The organism is Stenotrophomonas sp. ZAC14D1_NAIMI4_1, from assembly GCF_003086775.1.
Classification (GTDB): domain Bacteria; phylum Pseudomonadota; class Gammaproteobacteria; order Xanthomonadales; family Xanthomonadaceae; genus Stenotrophomonas.
On record NZ_CP026001.1, the window covers coordinates 1,885,937 to 1,908,715 of the forward strand.

23 protein-coding genes are annotated in these 22,779 nt (G+C 67.6%); 16 read left to right on the forward strand and 7 right to left on the reverse strand.

Going from position 1 to position 22,779, the window contains the following annotated elements; genetic code table 11:
• Positions 1–33: 33 nt before the first annotated feature.
• The gene (locus C1927_RS08860; RefSeq protein WP_079225178.1) at positions 34–480 is read left to right on the forward strand and encodes a DUF6491 family protein; all 447 of its coding nucleotides are present in this window, start codon (positions 34–36) and stop codon (positions 478–480) included.
• Between the two features lie 35 nt (positions 481–515).
• Here C1927_RS08860 and C1927_RS08865 read toward each other — a convergent pair whose 3' ends face one another.
• The 3 genes from C1927_RS08865 to ftsY all read right to left on the reverse strand — a co-directional run bounded on the left by C1927_RS08865 (position 516) and on the right by ftsY (position 3,298).
• Complete coding sequence (locus C1927_RS08865) at positions 516–785, reverse strand: oxidative damage protection protein (protein WP_108747803.1); 270 nt, start codon at positions 783–785, stop codon at positions 516–518.
• A 5-nt stretch (positions 786–790) separates the two neighbouring features.
• Positions 791–1,915, reverse strand: a complete 1,125-nt coding sequence (gene mutY, locus C1927_RS08870) for an A/G-specific adenine glycosylase (protein ID WP_108746479.1) — start codon at positions 1,913–1,915, stop codon at positions 791–793.
• A gap of 84 nt (positions 1,916–1,999) precedes the next feature.
• A complete protein-coding gene (gene ftsY, locus C1927_RS08875; protein ID WP_108746480.1) occupies positions 2,000–3,298 on the reverse strand; it encodes a signal recognition particle-docking protein FtsY in 1,299 nt (432 codons plus the stop codon).
• 130 nt (positions 3,299–3,428) lie between these two features.
• Here ftsY and C1927_RS08880 point away from each other — a divergent pair, with 130 nt between their 5' ends.
• Positions 3,429–3,725 (forward strand): flagellar basal body protein, encoded by a 297-nt coding sequence (locus C1927_RS08880; RefSeq protein ID WP_108746481.1) that lies wholly within the window; start codon positions 3,429–3,431, stop codon positions 3,723–3,725.
• 80 nt (positions 3,726–3,805) lie between these two features.
• Here the strand turns inward: C1927_RS08880 and htpG are convergent, their stop codons facing one another.
• The gene (gene htpG, locus C1927_RS08885) at positions 3,806–5,695 is read right to left on the reverse strand and encodes a molecular chaperone HtpG (RefSeq protein ID WP_108746482.1); all 1,890 of its coding nucleotides are present in this window, start codon (positions 5,693–5,695) and stop codon (positions 3,806–3,808) included.
• Between the two features lie 764 nt (positions 5,696–6,459).
• Between htpG and rsmD the strand changes: the two genes are divergently transcribed.
• From rsmD to C1927_RS08915, 6 genes are all read left to right on the forward strand, one after another.
• The gene (rsmD, locus tag C1927_RS08890; protein ID WP_079221514.1) at positions 6,460–7,038 is read left to right on the forward strand and encodes a 16S rRNA (guanine(966)-N(2))-methyltransferase RsmD; all 579 of its coding nucleotides are present in this window, start codon (positions 6,460–6,462) and stop codon (positions 7,036–7,038) included.
• 26 nt (positions 7,039–7,064) lie between these two features.
• Entirely contained in the window at positions 7,065–7,574 is a 510-nt protein-coding gene (gene coaD, locus C1927_RS08895; RefSeq protein ID WP_008267036.1) for a pantetheine-phosphate adenylyltransferase, read from the forward strand.
• 79 nt (positions 7,575–7,653) lie between these two features.
• Positions 7,654–8,145, forward strand: coding sequence for a hypothetical protein (locus C1927_RS08900; RefSeq protein ID WP_079221515.1), 492 nt, complete (start codon positions 7,654–7,656; stop codon positions 8,143–8,145).
• A 131-nt stretch (positions 8,146–8,276) separates the two neighbouring features.
• Positions 8,277–8,558 carry a YfhL family 4Fe-4S dicluster ferredoxin gene (locus C1927_RS08905; protein WP_079221516.1) on the forward strand — a complete coding sequence of 94 codons (282 nt, stop codon included), beginning with the start codon at positions 8,277–8,279 and terminating at the stop codon, positions 8,556–8,558.
• Entirely contained in the window at positions 8,555–10,285 is a 1,731-nt protein-coding gene (gene ggt / locus C1927_RS08910) for a gamma-glutamyltransferase (protein ID WP_108746483.1), read from the forward strand. The genes C1927_RS08905 and ggt overlap by 4 nt, the downstream gene beginning before the upstream one ends.
• 119 nt (positions 10,286–10,404) lie before the next feature.
• Positions 10,405–11,292, forward strand: coding sequence for an MBL fold metallo-hydrolase (locus tag C1927_RS08915; protein WP_108746484.1), 888 nt, complete (start codon positions 10,405–10,407; stop codon positions 11,290–11,292).
• A gap of 281 nt (positions 11,293–11,573) precedes the next feature.
• Here the strand turns inward: C1927_RS08915 and C1927_RS08920 are convergent, their stop codons facing one another.
• The gene (locus C1927_RS08920) at positions 11,574–11,864 is read right to left on the reverse strand and encodes a PsiF family protein (protein ID WP_108746485.1); all 291 of its coding nucleotides are present in this window, start codon (positions 11,862–11,864) and stop codon (positions 11,574–11,576) included.
• A 152-nt stretch (positions 11,865–12,016) separates the two neighbouring features.
• Between C1927_RS08920 and C1927_RS08925 the strand changes: the two genes are divergently transcribed.
• Positions 12,017–12,496 carry an SRPBCC family protein gene (locus C1927_RS08925; protein WP_108746486.1) on the forward strand — a complete coding sequence of 160 codons (480 nt, stop codon included), beginning with the start codon at positions 12,017–12,019 and terminating at the stop codon, positions 12,494–12,496.
• Positions 12,497–12,549: 53 nt separating this feature from the next.
• Here C1927_RS08925 and upp read toward each other — a convergent pair whose 3' ends face one another.
• Entirely contained in the window at positions 12,550–13,182 is a 633-nt protein-coding gene (gene upp / locus C1927_RS08930) for a uracil phosphoribosyltransferase (protein WP_079221521.1), read from the reverse strand.
• A 154-nt stretch (positions 13,183–13,336) separates the two neighbouring features.
• Between upp and C1927_RS08935 the strand changes: the two genes are divergently transcribed.
• The 5 genes from C1927_RS08935 to C1927_RS08955 all read left to right on the forward strand — a co-directional run bounded on the left by C1927_RS08935 (position 13,337) and on the right by C1927_RS08955 (position 19,739).
• The gene (locus C1927_RS08935) at positions 13,337–15,895 is read left to right on the forward strand and encodes a TonB-dependent receptor (RefSeq protein WP_108747804.1); all 2,559 of its coding nucleotides are present in this window, start codon (positions 13,337–13,339) and stop codon (positions 15,893–15,895) included.
• The gene (locus tag C1927_RS08940) at positions 15,895–17,016 is read left to right on the forward strand and encodes a phytase (protein ID WP_079221523.1); all 1,122 of its coding nucleotides are present in this window, start codon (positions 15,895–15,897) and stop codon (positions 17,014–17,016) included. Before C1927_RS08935 ends, C1927_RS08940 begins: the two co-directional genes overlap by 1 nt.
• An 11-nt stretch (positions 17,017–17,027) precedes the next feature.
• Positions 17,028–18,377, forward strand: a complete 1,350-nt coding sequence (locus C1927_RS08945) for a metallophosphoesterase family protein (protein WP_254051585.1) — start codon at positions 17,028–17,030, stop codon at positions 18,375–18,377.
• An 11-nt stretch (positions 18,378–18,388) separates the two neighbouring features.
• Positions 18,389–19,015 (forward strand): inorganic diphosphatase, encoded by a 627-nt coding sequence (locus C1927_RS08950; RefSeq protein WP_079221525.1) that lies wholly within the window; start codon positions 18,389–18,391, stop codon positions 19,013–19,015.
• Positions 19,016–19,091: 76 nt separating this feature from the next.
• Positions 19,092–19,739, forward strand: coding sequence for a hypothetical protein (locus tag C1927_RS08955; protein WP_079221526.1), 648 nt, complete (start codon positions 19,092–19,094; stop codon positions 19,737–19,739).
• Between the two features lie 19 nt (positions 19,740–19,758).
• Here C1927_RS08955 and C1927_RS08960 read toward each other — a convergent pair whose 3' ends face one another.
• Positions 19,759–20,343 (reverse strand): SMI1/KNR4 family protein, encoded by a 585-nt coding sequence (locus tag C1927_RS08960; protein WP_079221527.1) that lies wholly within the window; start codon positions 20,341–20,343, stop codon positions 19,759–19,761.
• Positions 20,344–20,452: 109 nt separating this feature from the next.
• On the opposite strand from C1927_RS08960, the gene C1927_RS08965 reads away from it, so the two are divergent.
• Positions 20,453–21,868, forward strand: coding sequence for a deoxyribodipyrimidine photo-lyase (locus tag C1927_RS08965; RefSeq protein ID WP_108747805.1), 1,416 nt, complete (start codon positions 20,453–20,455; stop codon positions 21,866–21,868).
• 138 nt (positions 21,869–22,006) lie between these two features.
• The gene (locus tag C1927_RS08970; RefSeq protein WP_079221528.1) at positions 22,007–22,702 is read left to right on the forward strand and encodes an OmpA family protein; all 696 of its coding nucleotides are present in this window, start codon (positions 22,007–22,009) and stop codon (positions 22,700–22,702) included.
• Positions 22,703–22,779 lie beyond the last annotated feature (77 nt).

A 22,779-nucleotide genomic window follows, 5' to 3' on the forward strand; every position in this document is an offset into this window, starting at 1 on the left:
CATGATGTGCGCAGTGCCCCGCTGGAGATCGCCATGAAAACCCCGTTGCTGATCGCCGGCCTGTGCCTGGCCCTGGCCGGCTGTGCCACCACTGGCCTGACCAGTGCCGACCGGCTGGAACTGTACCGCGCACACGCCGGCCCGCCGCAGAAGGACATGCAGTTCTTCGGCACGCTCAATGGTTGGACCGAGCTGGGAGACAGCGCGCTGGCGGTCTGGACCCGGCCCAGCGAAGCCTACCTGCTGGAGCTGGCCGGGCCGTGCACGGACCTGTCCAGTGCTCCTGCCATCGGCCTGACCAGCCGGATGGGGCGCGTCAGCGCGCCCTTCGACAAGGTGCTTGTGCGCGACCCGACAGGCGGCCCGCGCGTGCCGTGTTTCATCAAAACGATCCGCAAGCTGGATGTGAAATCGCTGCGCGCAGAGGAAAAGGAAATGCGGCAGGCGCAGGTGCAGGAGCGCGAGGAATCCGCGAACTGATCGGGTAGCGCCGGGCATGGCCCGGCGCTACCGGCTCAGGCTTCCGGGGTGAAGCCGGCCGGCTTTTCGGCGTCCTTCTCGAACAGGAACTTCACCAGCTCCGCTTCCAGCATCGCGCGGTGCTCCGGCTTGCGCGGCGACAGGCGGTTTTCGTTGATCAGCATGGTCTGGTGCGCCAGCCAGGCCGACCAGGCCGGCTTGCCGATGTGGTTGAACACGCGCTGGCCCAGGTCGCCGGGGTAGGGCACGAAGTCCAGGCCCTCGGCATCGCGTTGTTCGTACTGGCAGAAGACGGTTCGGGGCATGGCACTCACTCGTGGTTGCGGGGTTTCGTAGATCTGCGTTTCGGCGCCTTCACCGGCGTGCCATCCAGCAGCTTGCGGATCGGCGCGGGCAGGCCCAGCGCCGGGAGTTCATCAGCGGCCACCCAGCGCAGCGCGGGTTCGTCCACGCGCAGGCCGCGCACCTGCCGCGACAATACCTGCAGGTGCAGCCGATAGTGGCTGAAAGTGTGCTGCAGCACGGGCAGTTCGTCGGCCTCTTCCAGCGAACCGTCGACGTGCGTGTCGAACCAGTCCTGCAGGTCGCTGCCGGCCTCGGCCTGCGGCAGGGTCCACAGCTGGGCCCAGATGCCGGTATCGGGCCGCTTCTGCAGCAGCACGCGCTGCTGCGGATCGCGCAGCAGCAGGGCCACCGCTTCGCGCTCGGGCAGGGTCTTGCCGGGTTTCGGCGTGGGCAGTTCGGCGGTGCGGCCTTCGCGGCGAGCCACGCAGTCTTCCTGCATCGGGCAGATCACGCAGGCCGGCCTGGCGCGGCTGCACACGGTCGCGCCCAGGTCCATCTGTGCCTGGGTGTAGTCGGCCATGCGCCCGGCGGGTACCTGTGCCACATGTGCTTCGGCCAGCGCCCAGAGTTGCTTCTCGATGGCCGGCAGGCCGGGAAAGCCCTCGATGCCGTGGTAGCGGCTCAGCACGCGCTTGACGTTGCCATCGAGGATCGCGAACGGGTCGTTCCAGGCCTGGCTGAGGATGGCGCCAGCGGTGCTGCGGCCGATGCCGGGCAGGGCATGCAGCGCATCGAAATCGCGCGGCAGGTCGCCGTCGTGCAGTTCCACGCAGCGCTTGGCCGCAGCATGCAGGTTGCGTGCACGGGCGTAATAGCCCAGGCCGGCCCACTGCGCCATCACTTCGTCGTTGCTGGCGGCGGCCAGGTCGGGCAGGCTCGGGAAATGCTGCAGGAAACGCTGGAAATACGGGATGACCGTGGTCACCTGGGTCTGCTGCAGCATGATCTCCGACAGCCAGACCCGGTAGGGACTGCGCGGGTGCTGCCAGGGCAGGTCGTGGCGGCCGTGGTCGTCGAACCAGTGCAGCAGGTGGGCGACGAAGTCGTCTGCGGGGGCGGTTCCGGCGCTGGCGTGCGGCTGGCGGGGCATGGGTATTCCGGGGAAGGGCAGCCACCCATGGGGTGGCTCTACCAGATTTCAGTAGAGCCACGCCATGCGTGGCTGCACGGCGTATCAGGCGCCCAGCGCTTCAGGCAGCAGGGCGTCGACGAAGGCTTCCGGATCGAATACGCGCAGGTCTTCCGGGCGCTCGCCGATGCCGGCGAAGCGGATCGGAATGCCGAACTCGCGGGCCAGGGCGAAGACCACGCCGCCCTTGGCGGTGCCGTCCAGCTTGGTCACCACCAGGCCGGTCACCTTCACTGCGGCATTGAACTGGCGCAGTTGCGACAGCGCGTTCTGGCCCGTGGTGCCGTCGATCACCATCAGCACTTCGTGCGGCGCGGTTTCGTCGATCTTGCCGAGCACGCGGCGGATCTTGCCCAGCTCGTTCATCAGGCCGGACTGGGTATGCAGGCGGCCAGCGGTGTCGGCAATCAGCACCGAGGTGCCGCGCGCCTTGCCGGCCTGCAGCGCGTCGTAGGCCACCGAAGCGGCGTCGGCGTTCTGCCCCTGGGCGACCACGGCCACGCCGTTGCGCTCGCCCCAGGCCTGCAGCTGGGCCACGGCGGCGGCACGGAAGGTATCGCCGGCAGCCAGCATCAGGCTGTGGCCCTCATCCTTGAAGCGCTTGGCCAGCTTGCCGATGGTGGTGGTCTTGCCGACGCCGTTGACGCCGACGGTGAGCACCACGAAGGGCTTGGCGTTGCGGTCGATCACCAGCGGCTTGGCCACCGGCTGCAGGATCGCGATCAGCTCGCTGCGCAGTGCGGCCAGCAGCGCATTGGCATCGACGAACTCGCGCGACTTCATGCGCTTGCGCAGGCCCTCGACCAGGTCGGTGGTGGCGCCCACGCCGACGTCGGCGGTGATCAGTGCGGTTTCCAGTTCGTCCAGCAGGTCGTCGTCGAGCTTGGGATTGCGCGAGAACAGGCCGCCGAAGCTGCGGGCGATGACGCTGTTGCGCAGGCGCTCGCGCCAGCCGGGCTTGCCGGCCGGGGCCGGGGCGGCATCGACCAGCACCGGCAGATCAGCGGCGGGCGCGGCCGGAGCCTCGGCCGGGGTCACCGGCGCCAGCGGTGCGAGCACGGCGGCGGCAGCCAGGGCCTCGGCCTCGAAGTCCTCCGGGGCGATGACCCGTTCCTGCACCGGCGCTGCCGGTGCCGCGGCAACCGGCGGCTCGGGCGCGGCGACGGGCGCAGGCGCAGCGGCCTCGACGGTGGCCGGCGTGGCTGCCGGTGCGGCGGGTGCCTCCTCGACCGGAGCGGCAGACGGGAACGCCGCCGCCAGCTCGTCAGCCGAGTAATGCTGGGTCTTGGGCGCGTCCGTCGTGGCGGCGTCCTGGGGCTTCTTGCGGCGGAAAAAACTGAGCATTGGCAAAAGGCGCTGAAATCAGAGGGATATGCTACCACTCGGGCCTGTCGGCCCGATGTGGACTCAAGGTTGCGCGTGCGGGGCCGTTAACCGGTCCGAGGGGCTGCGCAGGGCAGCCCGGAGACCGCCGATGAACGTGATGGAGACTGCGCTGTCCGGAATGCGTGCGGCCCAGCAGGGCGTGCAGGTTGCCGCACACAACGTGGCCAACGTCGCCACCCCGGATGCCCAGCGCCTGCAGCTGCAGCGCGCTGCGGCCGGGCAGGGCGGGGTAGAGACGACGGTCGTTGCTGCCGACCCGGACCCCACCGCGCCATTGGGTGACCTGCTGGCGGCCAAGGCTGAAGTGGTGGCGTTTGCCGCCAACGCCGCGGTAATACGCCGCCAGGACCAGATGCTGGGCTCGCTGCTGGATCGGGAAGCCTAGGGCAGTCGAGCACGGCTCGACTCTACAAAAGCCTGCCATCGCCCGGTAGCGCCGGGCCATGCCCGGCGCCCCGCTGCCGATCAGGCCGACAGTTCCAGCAGCAGCTTGTTCAGGCGCGCCACGTAGGCACCCGGGTCCTTCAGGCTGTCACCGGCGGCCAGCGCGGCCTGGTCGAACAGCACCCGGCCCAGGTCGTCGAAGCGCGCGCCGTCGGCTTCCGCATCGAGCTTTGCGATCAGCGGGTGACCCGGGTTGATCTCCAGCACCGGCTTGCTGTCGGGCACCTTCTGGCCGCTGGCTTCCAGGATCTGGCGCATCTGCAGCCCCAGGTCCTGTTCGCCGATCGCCAGCACCGCCGGCGAATCGGTCAGGCGGTGCGAGACGCGCACTTCGGCCACGTCATCGCCCAGCACCGACTTCAGGCGCTCGACCAGGCCCTGCCTGTCCTTCGCTGCCGCTTCCTGTTCCTGCTTGTCGGCTTCGCTTTCCAGCGCGCCCAGGTCGAGGTCGCCGCGGGCGATGTCGACGAAGCCCTTGCCGTCGAAATCGGTCAGGTAGCCCATCAGCCACTCGTCGATGCGGTCGGTCAGCAGCAGCACTTCCACGCCCTTCTTGCGGAACACTTCCAGATGCGGGCTGTTGCGCACCTGGCTGTAGCTCTCGCCGGTCAGGTAGTAGATCTTGTCCTGGCCTTCGGCCATGCGGCCGATGTAATCGGCCAGCGACACGGTCTGCGCATCAGCCTCGCCACGGGTGGAGGCAAAGCGCAGCAGGCCGGCCACCTTCTCGCGGTTGTTGTAGTCCTCAGCCGGGCCTTCCTTCAGCACCTGGCCGAATTCCTTCCAGAACGTGGCGTACTGCTCCGGCTTGTCGGCGGCCAGCTTCTCCAGCATGTCCAGCGAGCGCTTGGTCAGCGCTGCCTTCATCGAATCGATGACCGGGCCGGACTGCAGGATCTCGCGCGAGACGTTCAGCGACAGGTCGTTGGAATCGACCACGCCCTTGATGAAGCGCAGGTAGAGCGGCAGGAACTGCTCGGCCTGGTCCATCACGAACACGCGCTGCACGTACAGCTTCAGGCCCTTGGGCGCATCGCGGTGGTACAGGTCGAACGGCGCGCGGCCGGGCACGAACAGCAGCGAGGTGTACTCCAGCTTGCCTTCGACCTTGTTGTGGCTCCAGGCCAGCGGGTCGCTGTGGTCGTGCGCCACGTGCTTGTAGAACTCGGTGTACTCGGCGTCGCTGATCTCGGTGCGCGGGCGGGTCCACAGCGCGCTGGCGCGGTTGACGGTCTCCCATTCACCGGCAGCGCCTTCTTCGCCTTCCTTCGGCATCTGGATCGGCAGGCCGATGTGGTCGGAGTACTTCTTGAGGATGCTGCGCAGGCGCCAGCCATCGGCGAAATCATGCTCGCCGTCCTTCAGGTGCAGGACGATGCGGGTGCCGCGCTCGGCCTTGTCGACGGTGGCCACGTCGAAGTCGCCTTCGCCGCGCGAGGTCCAGCGCACGCCTTCGCCTGCAGCCAGCCCGGCGCGGCGCGAGGTCACTTCCACTTCGTCGGCGACGATGAAGGCGCTGTAGAAGCCGACGCCGAACTGGCCGATCAGCTGCGAATCCTTCTTCTGGTCGCCGGACAGCTGGCGCAGGAAATCGCCGGTGCCTGATTTTGCAATCGTGCCGAGGTGGGCGATGGCTTCGGCGCGGCTCATGCCGATGCCGTTGTCTTCGATGGTGATGGTGTGGGCGGCGGCGTCGAAGCTGACGCGCACGCGCAGCTCGCTGTCGCCTTCCAGCAGGGCGGGCTGGGTCAGGGCTTCGAAGCGCAGCTTGTCGGCGGCGTCGGCGGCATTGGAGACCAGTTCGCGGAGGAAGATTTCCTTGTTGGAGTACAGCGAGTGGATCATCAGCTGCAGCAGCTGCTTGACCTCGGTCTGGAAGCCAAGGGTTTCGGTCTGGGGGGTCTCGGTCATCGATAGGGCTCCGTGTGCAATGCCGCGCCAGCGCGTGCGGCCTGGCCAAGGGGTATGGCTGATTGTCCCGAAATCAAGGGGTTGGTCGGGCAGGGCTGCGCCCTGCACCCGCCGGTAGTGCCGGCCGCTGGCCGGCAGCCTTAGAGTCAAAAGCCAGAGCGGCATTCCGTGGGATGGCGGGGCACTGTGGGTTCGCGGGGACGCCGTGAACCCGTCCATGGGGGCTTGGTCGCCGCATCCATGCGGCTCACACCCCGCGAACCCACAGTGCCCCGCCTTCGACAGGTTCACGCGGCTGATGGAACCTGCTGTTGGTGGGTGCCGACCGTTGGTCGGCACATCTGTCAGATATCGAATGAATTCATCCACGCATGGCGTGGATCTACTGGCAACGGCGGCTGTTGGTAGGTGTCGACCTTGGTCGACACGATTTTCCATAAGACATCGATATCCAACCCAGTGCCGACCAACGGTCGGCACCCACCAACAGCAGCGTCATGCAGTTCCGACAGATCGCAGCCAACTGTCGAAGGCGGGGGGGGGCCGGTTGAGGGGGTGTGAGCGCCATGGATGGCGCGACCAAGCCCCCATGGATGGGTTTACGGCGTCCCCCTCAACCGGACCCACCCCGCCATCCCACGGATAGCCGGCTGTTGCCTTTGCTCCGGCTGTTGCTCCGGCCTCTGCGGGTGCCGGGCGCAGCCCGGCCGAACTACAATTCCGCTTATGGTGAATTTCTCGAACAACTCCCACCGGGGGCGCCGGTGAGCGGCCGCGGTGGCAATGATGGCCAGGTCCGCATCATCGGTGGGCGCTGGCGCAATACCCGCCTGCCGGTGCCGACCCTGCCGGGCCTGCGGCCCAGCAGCGACCGCGTGCGCGAAACGCTGTTCAACTGGCTGATGCCCCGGCTGGGCGGGGCGCGGGTGCTGGATCTGTTCGCCGGCAGCGGCGCCCTGGGCCTGGAAGCCGTCTCCCGCGGTGCGGCGCACGCCACCCTGGTCGAGCGCGATCCCCAGCTCGGCCGCAACCTGTCGGCCGCCGTCGCCAAGCTGCAGGCCGCCGGGCAGGTCACCGTGGTCCAGGCTGATGCCCTGCGCTGGCTGCAGGGCGCACAGGCGCAGCAGGCTGATCTGGTCTTCATCGACCCGCCGTTCGCCGATGGCCTCTGGCAGGACGTGCTGGCCCAGCTGCCACGCCACCTGGCCGCCGATGCCTGGCTGTACCTGGAATCGCCGGCCGGCCACGTGCCCGTGCTGCCGCCGGAATGGCTGCTGCACCGCGAGGGCGGCAGCCGCGAGGTGCGCTTTGCCCTGTACCGCCGCGCCGCTGCTACACTTTGACCTCATCTGAACATCTGCATCCGCCCATGACCGTGGCCAACCGCCGCATTGCCGTCTACCCCGGCACGTTCGACCCCATCACCAACGGTCATATCGACCTGGTGAGCCGGGCCGCGCCGCTGTTCGAAAAGGTCGTGGTGGGCGTGGCGCAGAGCCCGTCCAAGGGCCCGGCGCTGCCGCTGGAGCAGCGCGTGCAGCTGGCCCGGGGTGCCCTGGGCCACCACAGCAATGTCGAAGTCATCGGCTTCGATACCCTGCTGGCCCATTTCGTACGTTCGGTCCAGGGCGGGGTGCTGCTGCGCGGCCTGCGCGCGGTGTCCGACTTCGAATACGAATTCCAGATGGCGAGCATGAACCGCCACCTGATCCCGGAGGTCGAGACCCTGTTCCTGACCCCGGCCGAGCAGCACAGCTTCATTTCGTCCTCGCTGGTCCGCGAGATCGCCCGCCTGGGTGGCGACGTGTCCGGTTTCGTGCCGGCCGCCGTGCTTGAGGCGCTGCGCAAGGTCCGCGAAGCGAAGTCGGCGCAGTCGTAAATCCTGCCCGCCGCGGCAGGGCCAGTAGTACCACGCACCCCCATTACGTAAACCACACGCACCACTCGGGAGGAAACCCATGAACACCACCATGCGCGCGATGCTGATCGCTTCGTTTGCCCTGGCCTTCACCGCCTGCAAGAAGGAAGAGGCCGCTCCGGTCGAAGACGCCAAGCAGGCCCTGGTCGCTCCGGCCAAGGAAGACGATGCAGGCTGGAAGAAGTACCTGCAGGAAGTGGCGATCCAGAACATGGGCACCATCACCAACAGCCCGTTCCTGTATTACCTCTCGCCGGAATCGGACCCGGACTTCCAGGCCAAGTACGAGCGCCAGACCGAAAGCGCGACCCAGGCCGTGGCCCGTGGCGTGCAGCCGGGCAACATGCTGGCCTTCGGTTCGTCGGCCTCCGGCAAGATGGCTGACATGATCCAGGCCGTGTTCAAGGACGTCTCGCCGGATTCGATGAAGGGCGTGCGCGTCGTCTTCATCGGCCAGTCCGCAGACAACGCCCGCGTGCAGGCTGTCGTGCAGCCGACCGGCGCCGAGTACATTTTCGTCGAAGCCAAGTAAGACCGTGCCATGGCGGCCATGCTCCGGCATGGCCCGGGCGACGCTCCGCAAGGGCGCCGCTGATGACCTGACCGGCCCGCGCGCCCGCGCGGGCCGGTCCTTGTCCCAAGGCGCGGGCGAGGAGTATCGCCATGTCGCTGAAAATCAACGAGCTCTGCGTCAACTGTGACGTCTGCGAGCCGGCCTGCCCGAACCAGGCCATTTCGATGGGTGAAACCATCTACCTGATCGACCCTGCGCGCTGCACCGAATGCGTGGGTCACTTCGACGAACCACAGTGCGTGGTCGTCTGCCCGGTCGAATGCATCGACCCGGACCCGGAGATCGTGGAAACGGAAGTCCAGCTGCTGGCCAAGTTGCGCCGACTGCAGCACGATCACCCCGAACTCTATGCGGAGCCCCCATCCGAATGAAGACGCTGATCGTCCGTCCCCTGCTGCTGCTCGGCCTGGTGCTGAGCCCGCTGGCGTGGGCTGAAACCACCGCCCGTGCCGAGCGCCCCGATGGCGCGGCCATCGCCAGCGGTCATGCGCTGGCCACCCAGGCCGGCATCGACATCCTGGCGCAGGGCGGCAACGCCTTCGATGCGGCCGTGGCGGTGTCCTCCACCCTGGCCGTGGTCGAGCCGATCAGTTCGGGCCTGGGCGGCGGTGGCTTCTTCCTGCTGCACGATGCGGCCACCGGCAAGGACATCATGCTGGATGCGCGCGAGACCGCCCCGGCGGCCGCGACCCCGCAGGCGTTCCTGGACAAGCAGGGCAACCTGGACCGCGACCGTTCGGTCAACGGCCCGTGGTCTGCCGGTATCCCGGGCCTGCCCGCTGCGCTGGTGGAACTGTCGGCCAAGCACGGCAAGCTGCCGCTGTCGGCCTCGCTGCAGCCGGCCATCCGCATTGCCCGCGAAGGTTTCCCGGTCTATGACCGCATGGCCAAGGGCTACGCCTCGCGCCGTGAGGTGATGGAACGCTTCCCCGGTACGCGCGAGGTCTACCTGCGCAACGGCAAGCCGATCGCCACCGGCGATCTGTTCAAGCAGCCGGAGCTGGCGCAGACCCTGGAGCGCCTGGCCGCAGGTGGCCGTGATGGCTTCTACAAGGGCCAGACCGGCAAGCTGCTGCTGGAAGGCGTGAAGCAGGCCGGCGGCAAGTGGACGGCCGACGAGCTGGCCGGCTACCAGGTCAAGCTGCGCGAACCGATCGTGTTCGACTACAACGGCTGGAAGATCACCACCGCGCCGCCGCCGTCGTCCGGTGGCATCGCCCTGGCCAGCATGCTGCAGATCCTTGAAGGCTGGGACATCAAGCAGATGGATGCGGCCCACCGTACCCATCTGGTGGTGGAAGCCATGCGCCGCGCCTACCGCGACCGCACCTTCTTCCTGGGCGATCCGGACTTCGTGCAGATCCCGCAGAAAGTGCTGACCAGCAAGGACTACGCGCAGGGCCTGCGGGCCACGATCCACCCGGAAAAGGCGACCCCGAGCGACCTGCTGTCGGGCAACCCGACCCCGCTGGAAGATGACGAGACCACGCATTTCTCGATCATCGACCGCGATGGCAACCGCGTCGGCGCCACCCAGACCGTCAACCTGCTGTACGGCTCGGGCCTGATTCCCAAGGGCACCGGTGTGCTGCTGAACAACGAGATGGACGACTTCGCGCTGAAGCCGGGTACCCCCAACGCCTTCGGCGTGATGGGTTACGCGGCCAACGCGCCGAAGCCGGGCAAGCGCATGCTCAGCTCGATGACGCCCACCTTCATGGAGAACGCCGACAAGGTGGTGGTGCTGGGTACCCCCGGTGGCAGCCGCATCATCACCATGGTGCTGCTGGGCATCCTCGGCTATGACGCCGGCCTGGACGCACAGCAGGTGGCCGCCCTGCCGCGCTACCACCACCAGTGGCTGCCGGACCTGATCGAGGCCGAGAGCGATGCCTTCGACGCAGGCACCGTGAAGCAGCTGCAGGCGATGGGCCACAAGATCGACCTGCCGGGCGACGTCGCCGCCGGCGGCCGCGGCTCCAGCCACGTCTGGGGCAACCTGCAGACGGTGGAGTGGGACCGCAAGGCCAACAAGCTCTACGGTGGCAGCGATCCGCGCAACCCGGTGGGCAGCGCCCAGGTCGTGCCGGCGCACTGATGTGGCGGTAGCGCCGGGCCATGCCCGGCGAAGCAGGAATCACCAGACCCCGCCACCCGGCGGGGTTCTGCATTTTGCGGCTAGCGATTATTTAACGGGGTGCCCTCGATAATTGCCGCATGAAACTATGGTCGATTCGTGGGAACTCGCAGCGCCTGGATGGCGGCGCGATGTTCGGCAACGCGCCGCGTGCGGTGTGGGAAAAGTGGGCGCCACCGGACGAGCTCAATCGCATCGAGCTGGCGTGCCGTGCGCTGCTGGCCAGCCCGCTGGATGGCAAGACCGTGCTCTTCGAGACCGGCATCGGTGCGTTCTTCGATCCCCGCATGCGTGACCGCTACGGCGTGCAGGAAAGCCAGCACGTGCTGATCGATTCGCTGCGCGAGGCGGGTTTCGAGCACGAGGACATCGACGTGGTGGTGCTCAGCCACCTGCATTTCGACCACGCGGGCGGCCTGCTGGCGGCGTGGAGCGAAGGGCGCGGGCCGGAGCTGCTGTTTCCCAATGCGACCTTCGTGGTCGGTGCGCAGCACTGGCAGCGGGCGCTGCAGCCGCATCCGCGCGACCGCGCCAGCTTCATTCCTGAGCTGCCGGGCCTGCTGCAGGCCAGTGGGCGCCTGGAAGTGGTCGATGGCGAGTATTCGCAGGCGCTGGGCAACAGCGTGCGCTTCAGCTACAGCGATGGGCATACCCCGGGCCTGATGCTGGCCGAGATCGTGGGCCACGCGCATGCCGGCGAGGATGCGCATGGTGGCGTGGTGTTCTGCGCCGACCTGATCCCGGGGCGCTCGTGGGTGCACGTGCCGATCACCATGGGCTACGACCGTAATGCCGAGCTGCTGATCGACGAGAAGCGGCGCTTCCTGGAAGACAAGCTGGCGCGCAACGTGCATCTGTTCTTCACCCATGACCCGCAGGTGGCGCTGGCGCAGCTGGGGCGGGATGAGAAGGGGCGTTTCGTGACCCTGCATGAGCAGGGGGAGTTGAAGGCGCGCGCGCTGGGGTGAGGGGGGGGCGTTCGGCAGGGCTTGCAGCCCTGCACCTGCAGAGGCCGAAGCAAGATCAAGAGCGGCATTCCGTGGGTTGGCGGGGCGGTGTCGGATTGCGGGGACGCCGCAAGTACGTCCGTGTAGGCTTGGCCGCCGCATCCATGCGGCGGACACCCCGCAATCCGACACCGCCCCACCTTCGACAGGTTCACGCGGCTGTTGGTGGGTGCCGACCGTTGGTCGGCACATCTGTCAGAGATCGATATTCAAATGGGGGCGGGTGAAGTCGATGGACGTTCTTACGAGGCTTTCAGGCAGCTGCTCATGAAGGTCTTGCGGGCGTCGCCGGCGAGTTTCTTCGTCGCGGCATCGGCATTGCACTGCTTCATGCGCTCCTGCGGGGTGGCGGCCTTGGTTTCGGTGGCGTGGCCGCTCAGGCAGGCGCTCTGCGCGGTTTTGTAGGCGTCGCCCTTCAGCCCTTTGTTCTTGGCCGAGCAGTCAGCCATGCGCTGCTGTTGCGGGGTGGCGGCGGTGGCCGCCAGGGGCAGGCCGATCAGCAGGGCGGCGGCCAGCAGGAACGAGGCGTTCATGGCATCTCCAGGGCGAGCGGTGCGGGTGCGCGGAGCATTCGCCTGCTGGCTGAAAAACGACGTGAAGATCCGCGATCGTCCCGGTAACGCTTGCCTGGGCGGGGCGATCGGCGTATCGGTGGGCACCCGACTGTTCGCACAGGAGTACGCCCATGACTGCCGATGCCGACCAGCATCCGGACACCGACCTGGTCATCAGCCGCGTGTTGGCCGCGCCGCGGGCGGCGTTGTGGCGGGCGTGGACCGAGCCTGACCTGCTGCGGCAGTGGTGGTGCCCGCGCCCGTGGACCACTGAAGTGCGCGCGTTCGAGCTGCGCGCGGGTGGGGCATTCCACACCTTCATGCAGGGCCCCGAGGGGGGCAGCAGCGATAACCCCGGGTGTTTCGTCGAGGTGGTGCCGCAGCAGCGCCTGGTGTTCACCTCGATGCTGGGCGGTGGCTGGCGCCCGCAGACGCCATGGCTGGGCTTCACCGCCATCATCACCCTGGCAGACGAAGGGCAGGGCTGCCGCTACACCGCGCAGGTGATGCACCCGGACAAGACAGTCCGTGACCAACACGAACAGATGGGGTTCTTTGAGGGCTGGAACATGGCCATCGACCAGCTGGAAGCGCTGGCGGCCGGGTTGTAAAGACTCGGGGTCGGAGCCCTTTCTGCGAAAGGGTTCCGACCCCTTGAACCGGATCACACCACGCGGGTACCGAAGATGCGGTCGCCGGCATCGCCCAGGCCCGGCAGGATGTAACCCTTGTCGTTGAGCTGGGCATCGATGGCCGCGGTGTAGATCTCCACGTCCGGATGCGCGGCCTTGACCGCTTCGATGCCTTCCGGCGCCGCGACCAGGAAGATGCCCTTGATGCGGCGCGCGCCGGCGCGCTTGAGCATGTCGATGGTGGCGATCAGGGTGCCGCCGGTGGCCAGCATCGGGTCCAGGATCAGCGCGTCGCGCTCTTCCAGGCGGCCGGTCAGGCGCTCGAAATAGGGCACCGGCTGCAGGGTTTCCTCATCGCGCTGCAGGCCGACCACGCTCACGCGCGCAGCCGGGATCAGCGACAGCACGCCGCTGAGCATGCCCAGGCCGGCACGCAGGATCGGCACCACGGTGATCTTGGCACCGGCGATGCGCTGCACGGTGACCGGGCCGGCCCAGCCGGGCAGGGTGTGCGGCTCGGTCTCCAGGTCGGCGGTGGCCTCGTAGGCCAGCAGCGTGCCCAGTTCGTTGGCCAGCTCGCGGAAATCCTTGGTGCTGAGCGCGGCGTTGCGCATCAGGCCGATCTTGTGCTGCACCAGCGGGTGGCGCACTTCGACGATCTTCATGGTCGGGAAGGGGAATGGAGAGAGGCCCCCATTTTGCCGGATCGGCGCTGCGAAGCCCACGCCGCATGCAATGAATGTGCTGAACAGTGTCACCGCCATGCAATCTTGCGGACATACCGTGCAGACCCATTCTTCACAGGTATGGGACTCCACCGTGCACATCAAGACTCCGCTGGCCATGGCCATCACCGTGACCCTGGCGCTGGGGGCCGCAGCACCGCTGCAGGCCGCCGGGCAGCAGGCCTTGGCCGCCACCGGCGCGGTTGCCGCCGATGCCGTCGACCTGGACCGCATCGAAGTGCGCGCCCAGCTCGAATCGCAGATCCGCGCGGTCGACCTCAAGCGCAGCAGCGACGCCATCGAAGACGCCGTGTCTTCCGATGCCCTGGGCCAGTACCCGGACAAGAACGTCGCCGAATCGCTGCAGCGCCTGCCGGGCATCAGCGTGACCCGCGACCAGGGCGAAGGCCGTTTCGTGGTCATCCGCGGCCTGGATGCCAACCTCAACAGCGTCAGCATTGATGGCATCGCCGTGGGTACCCCGGAAGATTCCAGCCGTGCTGCACCGCTGGACGTCATTCCCTCCGATTCGACCGAGCGCCTGCGCGTGGTCAAGTCGCCCACCCCGGACATGCCCGGTGATGCCATCGGCGGCGCGGTGCTGGTTGAATCGGCCTCGGCCTTCGACCGCGACGGTCGCAGCCTGCGTGGCAAGATCGAAGCCAGCCACCAGCAGCTGTCCGGCGAGACCAGCCCGAAGGCCTCGTTCAACTACAGCGAAGTGTTCGCCGATACCTTCGGCGTGGCGCTGGGCGTGAACTACCAGAACCGCAAGTTCGAGTCGGACAACACCGAAGTCGAGTACGACGGTGAGAAGGATGCCGCTCCGGGCGATGTCACCGCGATCAACCTGCAGAACCGCAAGTACGAGATCGAGCGCAAGCGCATCGGTGCCAACCTCAACATGGACTGGCGCCCGGACGAGGACAGCAAGTACTACCTGCGCACCCTGTACAGCCAGTTCGACGATGCCGAAACGCGCCAGCGCGTGATCTACAACTTCGACGACGCCGACATGGTCGCCACCGGCACCGACCAGTTCCGCCTGGACGACCTGCCGTCGGATGCGATCCAGAAGCGCATGCGCTACCGCACCAAGAAGGAAAACACCTTTGCTGCCAGCCTGGGTGGCGAGAACAAGCTGACCAACGCGGTGGTCGATTACAAGATCGGTTACACCCGTACCGAAGAGCGCGTCAACGACGAGATGGAAGCGCGCTTCGAACTGGATGCCGACGACATGTCCGGCACCCTGGACCAGCGCAGCCGCCTGCCGACCTACACGCTCAGCAGCAACGACTGGATGGACAACGCGAACTACGCGTTCGACCGCTTCGTGATCTCGCCCAAGCAGGTCAACGACGAAGAGCGCAGCGCGCAGGTCAACGTGCGCTTCGACGGCGAAAGCAGCAGCATCAAGTTGGGCCTGCTGGGCCGCTGGCGCGACCGTGATGTCAACGTGGACGAAAGCGAGCTGCGCCGCGGCCCGGACATCGACCTGACCACCTGGACCGCCGCCGACCCGGAACACCGCCACGGCGTGATGGGGCAGGGCATGAGCTCGGCGGCCATGCGCCGCTACTGGGCGCAGAATGGCAGCCGTTACACCGCCCGCCCGCAGGACGCTGCAGGCAACGCCGCCACCTCGCTGGAAGAGGACTACACCGCCAGCGAAGACATCTTCGCCAGCTACGCGATGGGCACCTGGGACATCGGTGCGCTGCGCATCATCGGTGGCGTGCGCGTGGAAAACACCCGCTTCAAGGCCACGGGCAACAGTGTCGAGCTGGACGACGATGACGGCTACACCGTCAACCCGGTGCAGGCCAACCGCAGCTACACCAACGTGCTGCCGGGCCTGCACCTGCGCTACGACGCGGCCGACGACTGGGTGCTGCGCGCCTCGGCCAACAAGACGGTCTCGCGCCCATCCTTCGGTGACATCTCGCCGCGCCGCGCGCTGAACGCCGGTGACGAAGAACTGCGCCTGGGCAACCCGCAGCTGGATCCCTACGAATCGAAGAACATCGACCTGTCGGTCGAGAAGTACATCGGCACCACCGGCATCGTCTCGCTGGGCCTGTTCCACAAGTCCATCGATGGCTACATCGTGGAAACCGTCAGCCAGAACGATCCGGCCTACGACGGCCTCGACGTGACCCGCCCGATCAATGGCCGCAAGGCCACCGTGCGCGGCGCCGAGTTCAACTGGCAGCAGCAGCTGGCGTTCCTGCCGGGCGCGCTGGACGGCCTGCTGGTCGGTGCCAGCGGCACCTGGCTGGACACCAAGTTTGATGCAGGCATCGACGGCCGCGAGGGCGAGGACTTCATGCTGCCACGCGCTTCCAAGCACGTGTACAGCGCGCACATCGGCTACGAGAAGTACGGCCTGAGCACGCGCCTGGCCGCGGTCTATCGCAGCGAGTACCTGGACACCGTCGGTGCGGGCCGTGCGTTCGACATCTACGTCGCGCCCAACACCCAGCTCGACTTCTCGCTGGATTACAAGTTCACCCCGCGCATCAGCATGTACTTCGAAGCGCAGAACCTGCTCGACAAGCCGCTGGAGCTGTACCAGGGCACCCGTTCGCGCACCCTGCAGATGGAAGAGTACGGCCGCACCTACGCCATCGGCCTGAAGGTGGCCCTGTGATGGCGCGTGGCATGACCCTGCTGGCCGCCGCGATGGCTGCCTGCCTTGCCGCCGGCTGCACGCCTGCGGAGGCTCCGGCCGGTGCCGATACCGACGCCGCCGCGAAGGCACCGGCTGAGGCCGCGCGCTCGGTGTCGACCATCGCCGAGGCGTTCCTCAGCCCGATGACCCCGGACGACAACATCGACTCGCCCGCTGCGTGGAAGGCGCCGGACGGCAAGACCTGGCTGATCGCCACCGCCAAGGCCACCGACAAGCTGGTGGTGTATGACGGCAGCACCGGCCAGCACCTGCGTGACGTCGGCACCGCCGGCACCGCGCTGGGCCAGTTCGACCGCCCCAATGGCATCTCGGTGACCGACGACCTGCTGTGGATCGTCGAGCGTGACAACCACCGCGTGCAGGTGTTCTCGCTGCCCGATTTCACCCCGCTGGCGGTGTTCGGTGCCGACGACCTGCGCAAGCCGTATGGCCTGTGGGTCGACCGCCGCGCCGATGGCTACAGCGTGTACGTCACCGATTCGTGGGACAACGGCGAGGATGCACAGGGCAAGGACATCCTGCCGCCGCTGGCCGAGCTGGACAAGCGCGTGCGCCAGTACCACGTCACCCGCGATGGCGCCAAGGTTCAAGCGACCCTGGCGGCCAGCATCGGCGATACCAGCGAGGCCGGCGCACTGCGCGTGGTCGAGTCGATCTGGGGCGACCCGGCCAACGATCGCCTGCTGATCGCCGAGGAAGACGAAAGCTACGCCAGCGAGTTCAAGGTCTACACGCTGGCCGGCCGTTTCACCGGCACCACCTTTGGCCGCGATGTGTTCAAGGCGCAGGCCGAAGGCGTGATGCTGCGCACCTGCGGCAAGGACGGCTGGTGGATCACCACCGAGCAGGGCAAGCAGCGCAGCGTGTTCCACCTGTTCGACCGCCATACGCTGAAGCCGGTGGGTGCCTTCCAGGGCAATACCGTGGCCAACACCGATGGCATCTGGATGATGCAGCAGCCGAGCCCGCGCTTCCCGCACGGTGCGCTGTATGCCGTGCATGACGACCAGGGCGTGGTGGCCTTCGACTGGGAAGCCATCGCCAAACAGCTGTCGCTGCCGCTGGAGTGTGGCGCATGAGCCGTCGTTGCATGAATGCCCTCGCGCTGGGGCTGCTGCTGGCGGTTCCCGCGCTGGGCTTTGCCGCTGCCGAACCGAACACCCAGGTGCCGGTGGGCAGCCACCACTATGCAGCCACGACCGTGCCGGACCGCATCGTCGCCTCGCCGTCGGTCGACCCCAGCCAGGGCTTCGCCGTGGCCTGGCGTACCGATGGCAGCGTGCAGGCGCCGCTGCTGGAAATCGCCCTGGCCGGTGATTCGCCGGCCATCGAGGGCATCCGCCAGGTGCGCGCGAAGACCCAGGAGCTGAAGACCGAGAACGGCGTGTCGCACCACCATCGCGCCGAAGTCGAGGGGCTGACGCCGGACACCCTGTACGTGTACCGCGTGCAGGGCAATGGCAGCTGGAGTGCCTGGAACCAGCTGCGCACGCTGGGCAAGGCCGGCGAGCCGCTGACCCTGCTGTATTTCGGCGATACCCAGAACAAGAACCTCAGCCATGTCAGCCGCGTGGTGCGTGCCGCGCAGAAGACCGCACCGGAGGCGCGCATGAGCCTGTTCGCCGGTGACCTGGTCAGCGGTGGCGACGGTGCCGATGACAGCGAATGGGGCGAGTGGTTCGCCGCCACCAGCTGGCTGGCGCAGGAGACCCTGGTGGCCCCGGCCATCGGCAACCACGAGTACTTCGAAGAGTTCGAAGACACCCCGCAGGAACGCCGCGTGCTGGGCAAGCACTGGCCGGTGACGTTCGCGCTGCCGGGCAATGGTGCCGCAGCCGCGGCCAGCAGCACCTACTGGTTCGACGTGCAGGACGTGCGCGTGGCCGTGCTCGATGGCACGTCCGCACTCGACCTGGGTACGGCCAAGGCGCAGGCGCAGTGGCTGGACAAGGTGCTGGCCAACAACCCGCACCCGTGGACCATCGTGCTGCTGCACCAGCCGTTCTATTCGCCGCGCGAAGGCCGCGAGAACGGGGCGCTGCGCGACGTGCTGCTGCCGGTGGTCCGCCGCCACAACGTCGACCTGGTGCTGCAGGGCCACGACCACACCTACGGCCGCCGCGGCGAAGGGCAGGCCGCCACGCCGCAGTACGTGGTGACGGTGGCCGGCCCGAAGCAGTACCGCCTGTCCGACGAGGCACGCCGGACCATGGACCCGGTGGCCGAGGACACCCAGCTGTTCCAGGTGCTGAAGATCGACCCGCAGCACCTGCGCTACGAAGCCCGCACCGTCACCGGCCGGTTGTACGATGCCTTCGAGCTGCGCCGCGACGCCGCTGGCGGCAAGCAGCGGGTGGAGCTGCGCGAAGACCGCATCGCCCCGCGCGACTGCCCGCGTGCGCAGACCGCCAAGGGCCGTGCCGACCGTTGCTGGGAATGAGGAGTGGCCGCATGAATGCATCGCGACGCATCGAACCGCTGGCCGCCCTGGGCGCAGCCCTGCTGCTGGTGGCCGGTGCCGTGACCGCCGCCGACAGCGTGCTGCACCCGTTCCTGGCGGCGCAGCCGAAGCAGGCCCCGGCCGAAGTGAACCTGGCGGTGGAGATCCCGGCCGGCAGCTTCACCAAGTACGAGATCAAGGAAGACGGCCTGGTGCACGTGGATCGCTTCCAGTCGATGCCGGTGGCCTATCCGGCCAACTATGGCTCGATGCCGCGCACGCTGGCCGGTGACAACGATCCGCTGGATGCGCTGGTGCTGACCCGCGAACCGCTGCACCCCGGCGTGATCGTGCGCTTCCGCCCGATCGGCTACCTGAAGATGATCGATGGCGGCGAGCACGACGAGAAGGTGATCGGGGTGCCCACCGACAAGGTCGACCCGACCTACGCCAACATCCGCGACCTGTCCGATCTGCCTGAGATCGAACGGCAGCGCATCGAGGCGTTCTTCCGGGTCTACAAGGACCTGCCGGCCGGCCGCAACCCGGTGCAGCTCAATGGCTGGGGCAATGCCGCCGAAGCCCGTGCGCTGATCAGCGAGGCGATGAAGCGCTTTAAGGCTGTCCCGACGCGTTGAGAGGGAATGGCACACGCTGCGGCAACCGGATAGGCTGCCGCAGCGCGGTGCTGTGCCGCGGGGGAGCGGCACACGGATGGATGCGAACTGGGTGATCGGGCTGGTGCTCGTCTGGATGCTGCTGCCGGGCTTTTTCTTCGGCGGGCGCTACAAGGCGGACCTTTCCTCGCCTCGTCTCTGGCGGCGCTGGCTGAACCGTGCCGTGTTGTACCCGTGGTTCCACCTCATCGCTGCCGTACTGCTGATGCACCTGGGCAACGGATTGTCTTCGCTGCGCCCGGAACTGGGCGAGGGCCTGGAGGATCTGGGGCATGGCCCCGCTGGTTTCGTGCTGCTGCCGTTTCCCCTGGCCGTGGTGCTGATGACCATCCCCGTGCGCGTGCAGCGCGTGCTTCGCGGGCGACGCTGGAAACCCGGTCCGGACCCGGAGCCCGCAGTGCTGCCGCAGGCGGTCGCAGCCATCAGGCCGCGGTCGCGGGATTATGGGCAGATCGATCTTGCCGACCCGGCCATGATCGAGGAACTGGCGCGCAGCCACTGGCAGGTCATGGATGCTGCCGATCGACGAGGGCTGGGGCTGGATCATGCCGAGCGGCTGCAGCGTGGTTTCCTGCGCTACCTGCTGCTGCTCGATGACCGGCAACTGGCCGAGCAGGCGGCTTCGGTCTATCGGCGGGCGATGATCGCCCATGCCTGGGACGGCCAGCGCGAACGCGGCCTGTAGACCCACGCCATGCGTGGATTCAGCCCAGTAGCGTCTCGATGAATGACTCCGCGTCGATCCGGTCGCCCAGCACCCGGGCCACCGCCTGCACGGCTGCCTCCTGGTGCTCCGCGCGGATGCCGCCGTCGTCGTCATCGTTGTAGAGATCGTAGCCTGCATCCAGATAGACCGTGCCTGCGGCGGCCAGCGCCGCCATCAGGGTCGGCACATCCGTAGCGATCTCGCCGGCCTCCAGCAGGCCGGCGCCGTGGTGGCTGAACAACACCCGTCCGTCATCCAAGTCGAGGATGAAGGGATCCGCACCGCGGTCGGCAATCACCAGCCAGTTCGACGGCCAGCTGTCGATCGGCTCGCCGCTGATGCCATTCCAGCGATACCCCGCTTGGTGACGCCACAGGCGTTGTAGCGGGGGAACCCACACTTCCAGACCGGGAATGGTGATGCCGGCACGGCCAACCTTGGCATTGATCTCTTGGCCCAGCGGCCCGATCTGCGCGTAGAAACGCGCCAGCACCGGCGGCAGCGGGAACGGGCGCTGCCAGTCACGTCCGTCTTGGGCCTGCAGCGGGCCAAAACGGGCGAAGGCAGCGTGCAGGTCATCCATGGCGTCGTTGTTCCGGTAGTGGGCCCGGCAGCCTAGCAGATGGTCCTGCGTGCAATGCCTTCACCGCCGCTGGCTATCATGTGCGCCATCCAGAACGAAGGCGATGCACGTGTCGGTAGCGTTGGTGTGGTTCCGCCGCGATCTGCGGCTGCAGGACAATCCGGCCCTGCAGGCCGCGCTCGATGCCGGCCACGAGGTGGTGCCGGTCTACATCCATGCGCCGCAGGAGGAGGGCGAATGGGTGCCTGGCGCAGCGTCGGATGCCTGGCGACACCGCTCGCTGGCCGCGCTCGATGCTGACCTGCGCGCGCGTGGTTCGGCCTTGGTGCTGCGCAGCGGCGACAGCCTGGACGCGCTGCAGGCGCTGATCGAAGAGACCGGCGCCGAGGCCGTCTACTGGAACCGCAAGTACGAGCCGGCCACCCAGCCGCGCGACGCCAGCATCAAGCGCACCCTGCGCGAGCAGGGCGTTGATGCGCAGAGCTGCAACGGCAGCCTGCTGTTCGAGCCGTGGGATGTCGCCACCCAGCAGGGGCAGCCGTACAAGGTGTTCACCCCGTACTGGCGCAACGTGCTCAGCCACTGGCGCCTGCCTGCGCTGCAACCCGCGCCGAAGAAGCTGGCATCGCACGGCGTCGCCAGCCGCGCGCTGGAGGAACTGCAGCTGGCGCCGACGCTGGACTGGGACACCGGCTTCTGGGAGCACTGGCAGCCGGGCGAAGCGGGTGCGCTGGAGGCGTTGTCGGTGTTCGAGGATGGCGCCCTGCGCGGGTACCGCGAGCAGCGTGACCTGCCGGACCGTGTAGGCACCTCGCGGATGTCGCCGCACCTGCATTTTGGTGAGATCGCACCGTGGCGCATCGCCCATGCGCTGGAAGGCCTGCGCAGTGCCGGCACCGATGCCGATATCGACGGCTACCTGCGCCAGCTCGGTTGGCGTGATTTCGCCTATCACCTGCTGCACCACTTCCCGAAGACGCCGGACGAGAACCTCAACCCGCGCTTTGATCGCTTCCCCTGGGCCAACCCCAGTGGCGCGCAGCTGCACGACTGGCAGCGTGGCAACACCGGCGTGCCGATCGTTGATGCCGGCCTGCGCGAGCTGTGGCATACCGGTTACATGCACAACCGGGTGCGGATGATCGTTGCCAGCTACCTGTGCAAGCACCTGCGCGCGCACTGGCTGCACGGCGCGCGCTGGTTCTGGGACACGCTGGTCGATGCCGACCTGGCCAACAACACGATGGGCTGGCAATGGGTGGCGGGCACCGGGGCCGACGCGGCGCCGTACTTCCGCGTGTTCAATCCGGTTACCCAGGCCGAGAAGTTCGATCCGCAGGCCCGTTACATCACCCGCTGGGTGCCGGAACTGGCGGCGCTGCCGGTCAAGGCGCGCTTCGCGCCGTGGCAGCATCCGCTGCTGCTTGCCGACAAGGCGCCGGGCTACCCGCGCACCCCGCTGGTGGACCTGGCTGCAGGCCGCGACGCCGCGCTGGCGGCCTACCGGAGCACGGGCGGCGCGTAAAGGCCGCCGATGAAGGCCGGCTCAGAAAGCTGAATGCAGCACGTCCGGCCTTCACATCCATCATCCCGGCATCGCGCCGGGCTGTATATCCTCCGGGTCGTTCGCACGCCGCACTGGCCGGCATCCAAGGAGACCACCATGATCCGCAACACCACCCGCAACGTCGCCCTGGCCCTGATGACCGCTGCCGCGCTGACGGCGTGCGCCACCGGCGGCTCCTATGTGCAGAGTGACCAGTACGGCAACCCGACCGAACAGCAGAACCGCACCGGTCGCGGCGCCCTGATCGGTACCGCCGTCGGTGTCGCTGCCGGCCTGTTGAGCGGCAACAGCGCCACCGAACGTCGCCAGCACGCACTGGTCGGCGCCGGCATCGGCGCGCTGAGTGGCGCGGCCATCGGCAACTACCAGGATCGCCAGGAGCGCGCCCTGCGTGAGCGCACCGCCAACACCGGCATCGACGTGCAGCGCCAGGGCGACAACATCACCCTGAACCTGCCGGACGGCATCACCTTTGATTTCGGCAAGTCGGCGTTGAAGCCGCAGTTCTATGGCTCGCTCAACGGCGTTGCCAGCACGCTGAACGAGTACAACCAGACCATGATCGAAGTGGTCGGCCACACCGACAGCATCGGCAGCGACGCGGTGAACAACCGCCTGTCGAAGGAGCGCGCGGATTCGGTGGCCCAGTATCTGGTCGGCCAGGGCGTGCAGCAGGTGCGCATTGAAACCCTGGGCGCCGGCAAGGCCTATCCGATTGCCGACAACAGCACCGACGCCGGCCGCGCGCAGAACCGCCGCGTGGAAATCCGTGTGATTCCGCTCAAGCAGTAACGCGCAGCGTTACTGCTTGAGCCGGTCCGGCCTTGGGCCGGAACGAAAATGCCGCCCTTGCAGGCGGCATTTTTGTG

What these genes read in the sequence shown, in the direction of transcription:
- C1927_RS08865 (WP_108747803.1), bottom strand. Translation starts at nt 785, where the DNA reads ATGCCCCGAACCGTCTTCTGCCAGTACGAACAACGCGATGCCGAGGGC.
- C1927_RS08945 (WP_254051585.1), top strand. Translation starts at nt 17,028, where the DNA reads ATGAATGCCCTCGCGCTGGGGCTGCTGCTGGCGGTTCCCGCGCTGGGC.
- C1927_RS08915 (WP_108746484.1), top strand. Translation starts at nt 10,405, where the DNA reads ATGAAACTATGGTCGATTCGTGGGAACTCGCAGCGCCTGGATGGCGGC.
- C1927_RS08925 (WP_108746486.1), top strand. Translation starts at nt 12,017, where the DNA reads ATGACTGCCGATGCCGACCAGCATCCGGACACCGACCTGGTCATCAGC.
- htpG (WP_108746482.1), bottom strand. Translation starts at nt 5,695, where the DNA reads ATGACCGAGACCCCCCAGACCGAAACCCTTGGCTTCCAGACCGAGGTC.
- mutY (WP_108746479.1), bottom strand. Translation starts at nt 1,915, where the DNA reads ATGCCCCGCCAGCCGCACGCCAGCGCCGGAACCGCCCCCGCAGACGAC.
- C1927_RS08940 (WP_079221523.1), top strand. Translation starts at nt 15,895, where the DNA reads ATGGCGCGTGGCATGACCCTGCTGGCCGCCGCGATGGCTGCCTGCCTT.
- C1927_RS08880 (WP_108746481.1), top strand. Translation starts at nt 3,429, where the DNA reads ATGAACGTGATGGAGACTGCGCTGTCCGGAATGCGTGCGGCCCAGCAG.
- C1927_RS08960 (WP_079221527.1), bottom strand. Translation starts at nt 20,343, where the DNA reads ATGGATGACCTGCACGCTGCCTTCGCCCGTTTTGGCCCGCTGCAGGCC.
- C1927_RS08970 (WP_079221528.1), top strand. Translation starts at nt 22,007, where the DNA reads ATGATCCGCAACACCACCCGCAACGTCGCCCTGGCCCTGATGACCGCT.
- C1927_RS08950 (WP_079221525.1), top strand. Translation starts at nt 18,389, where the DNA reads ATGAATGCATCGCGACGCATCGAACCGCTGGCCGCCCTGGGCGCAGCC.
- C1927_RS08905 (WP_079221516.1), top strand. Translation starts at nt 8,277, where the DNA reads ATGTCGCTGAAAATCAACGAGCTCTGCGTCAACTGTGACGTCTGCGAG.
- C1927_RS08900 (WP_079221515.1), top strand. Translation starts at nt 7,654, where the DNA reads ATGAACACCACCATGCGCGCGATGCTGATCGCTTCGTTTGCCCTGGCC.
- upp (WP_079221521.1), bottom strand. Translation starts at nt 13,182, where the DNA reads ATGAAGATCGTCGAAGTGCGCCACCCGCTGGTGCAGCACAAGATCGGC.
- ggt (WP_108746483.1), top strand. Translation starts at nt 8,555, where the DNA reads ATGAAGACGCTGATCGTCCGTCCCCTGCTGCTGCTCGGCCTGGTGCTG.
- coaD (WP_008267036.1), top strand. Translation starts at nt 7,065, where the DNA reads ATGACCGTGGCCAACCGCCGCATTGCCGTCTACCCCGGCACGTTCGAC.
- C1927_RS08860 (WP_079225178.1), top strand. Translation starts at nt 34, where the DNA reads ATGAAAACCCCGTTGCTGATCGCCGGCCTGTGCCTGGCCCTGGCCGGC.
- C1927_RS08955 (WP_079221526.1), top strand. Translation starts at nt 19,092, where the DNA reads ATGGATGCGAACTGGGTGATCGGGCTGGTGCTCGTCTGGATGCTGCTG.
- ftsY (WP_108746480.1), bottom strand. Translation starts at nt 3,298, where the DNA reads ATGCTCAGTTTTTTCCGCCGCAAGAAGCCCCAGGACGCCGCCACGACG.
- C1927_RS08920 (WP_108746485.1), bottom strand. Translation starts at nt 11,864, where the DNA reads ATGAACGCCTCGTTCCTGCTGGCCGCCGCCCTGCTGATCGGCCTGCCC.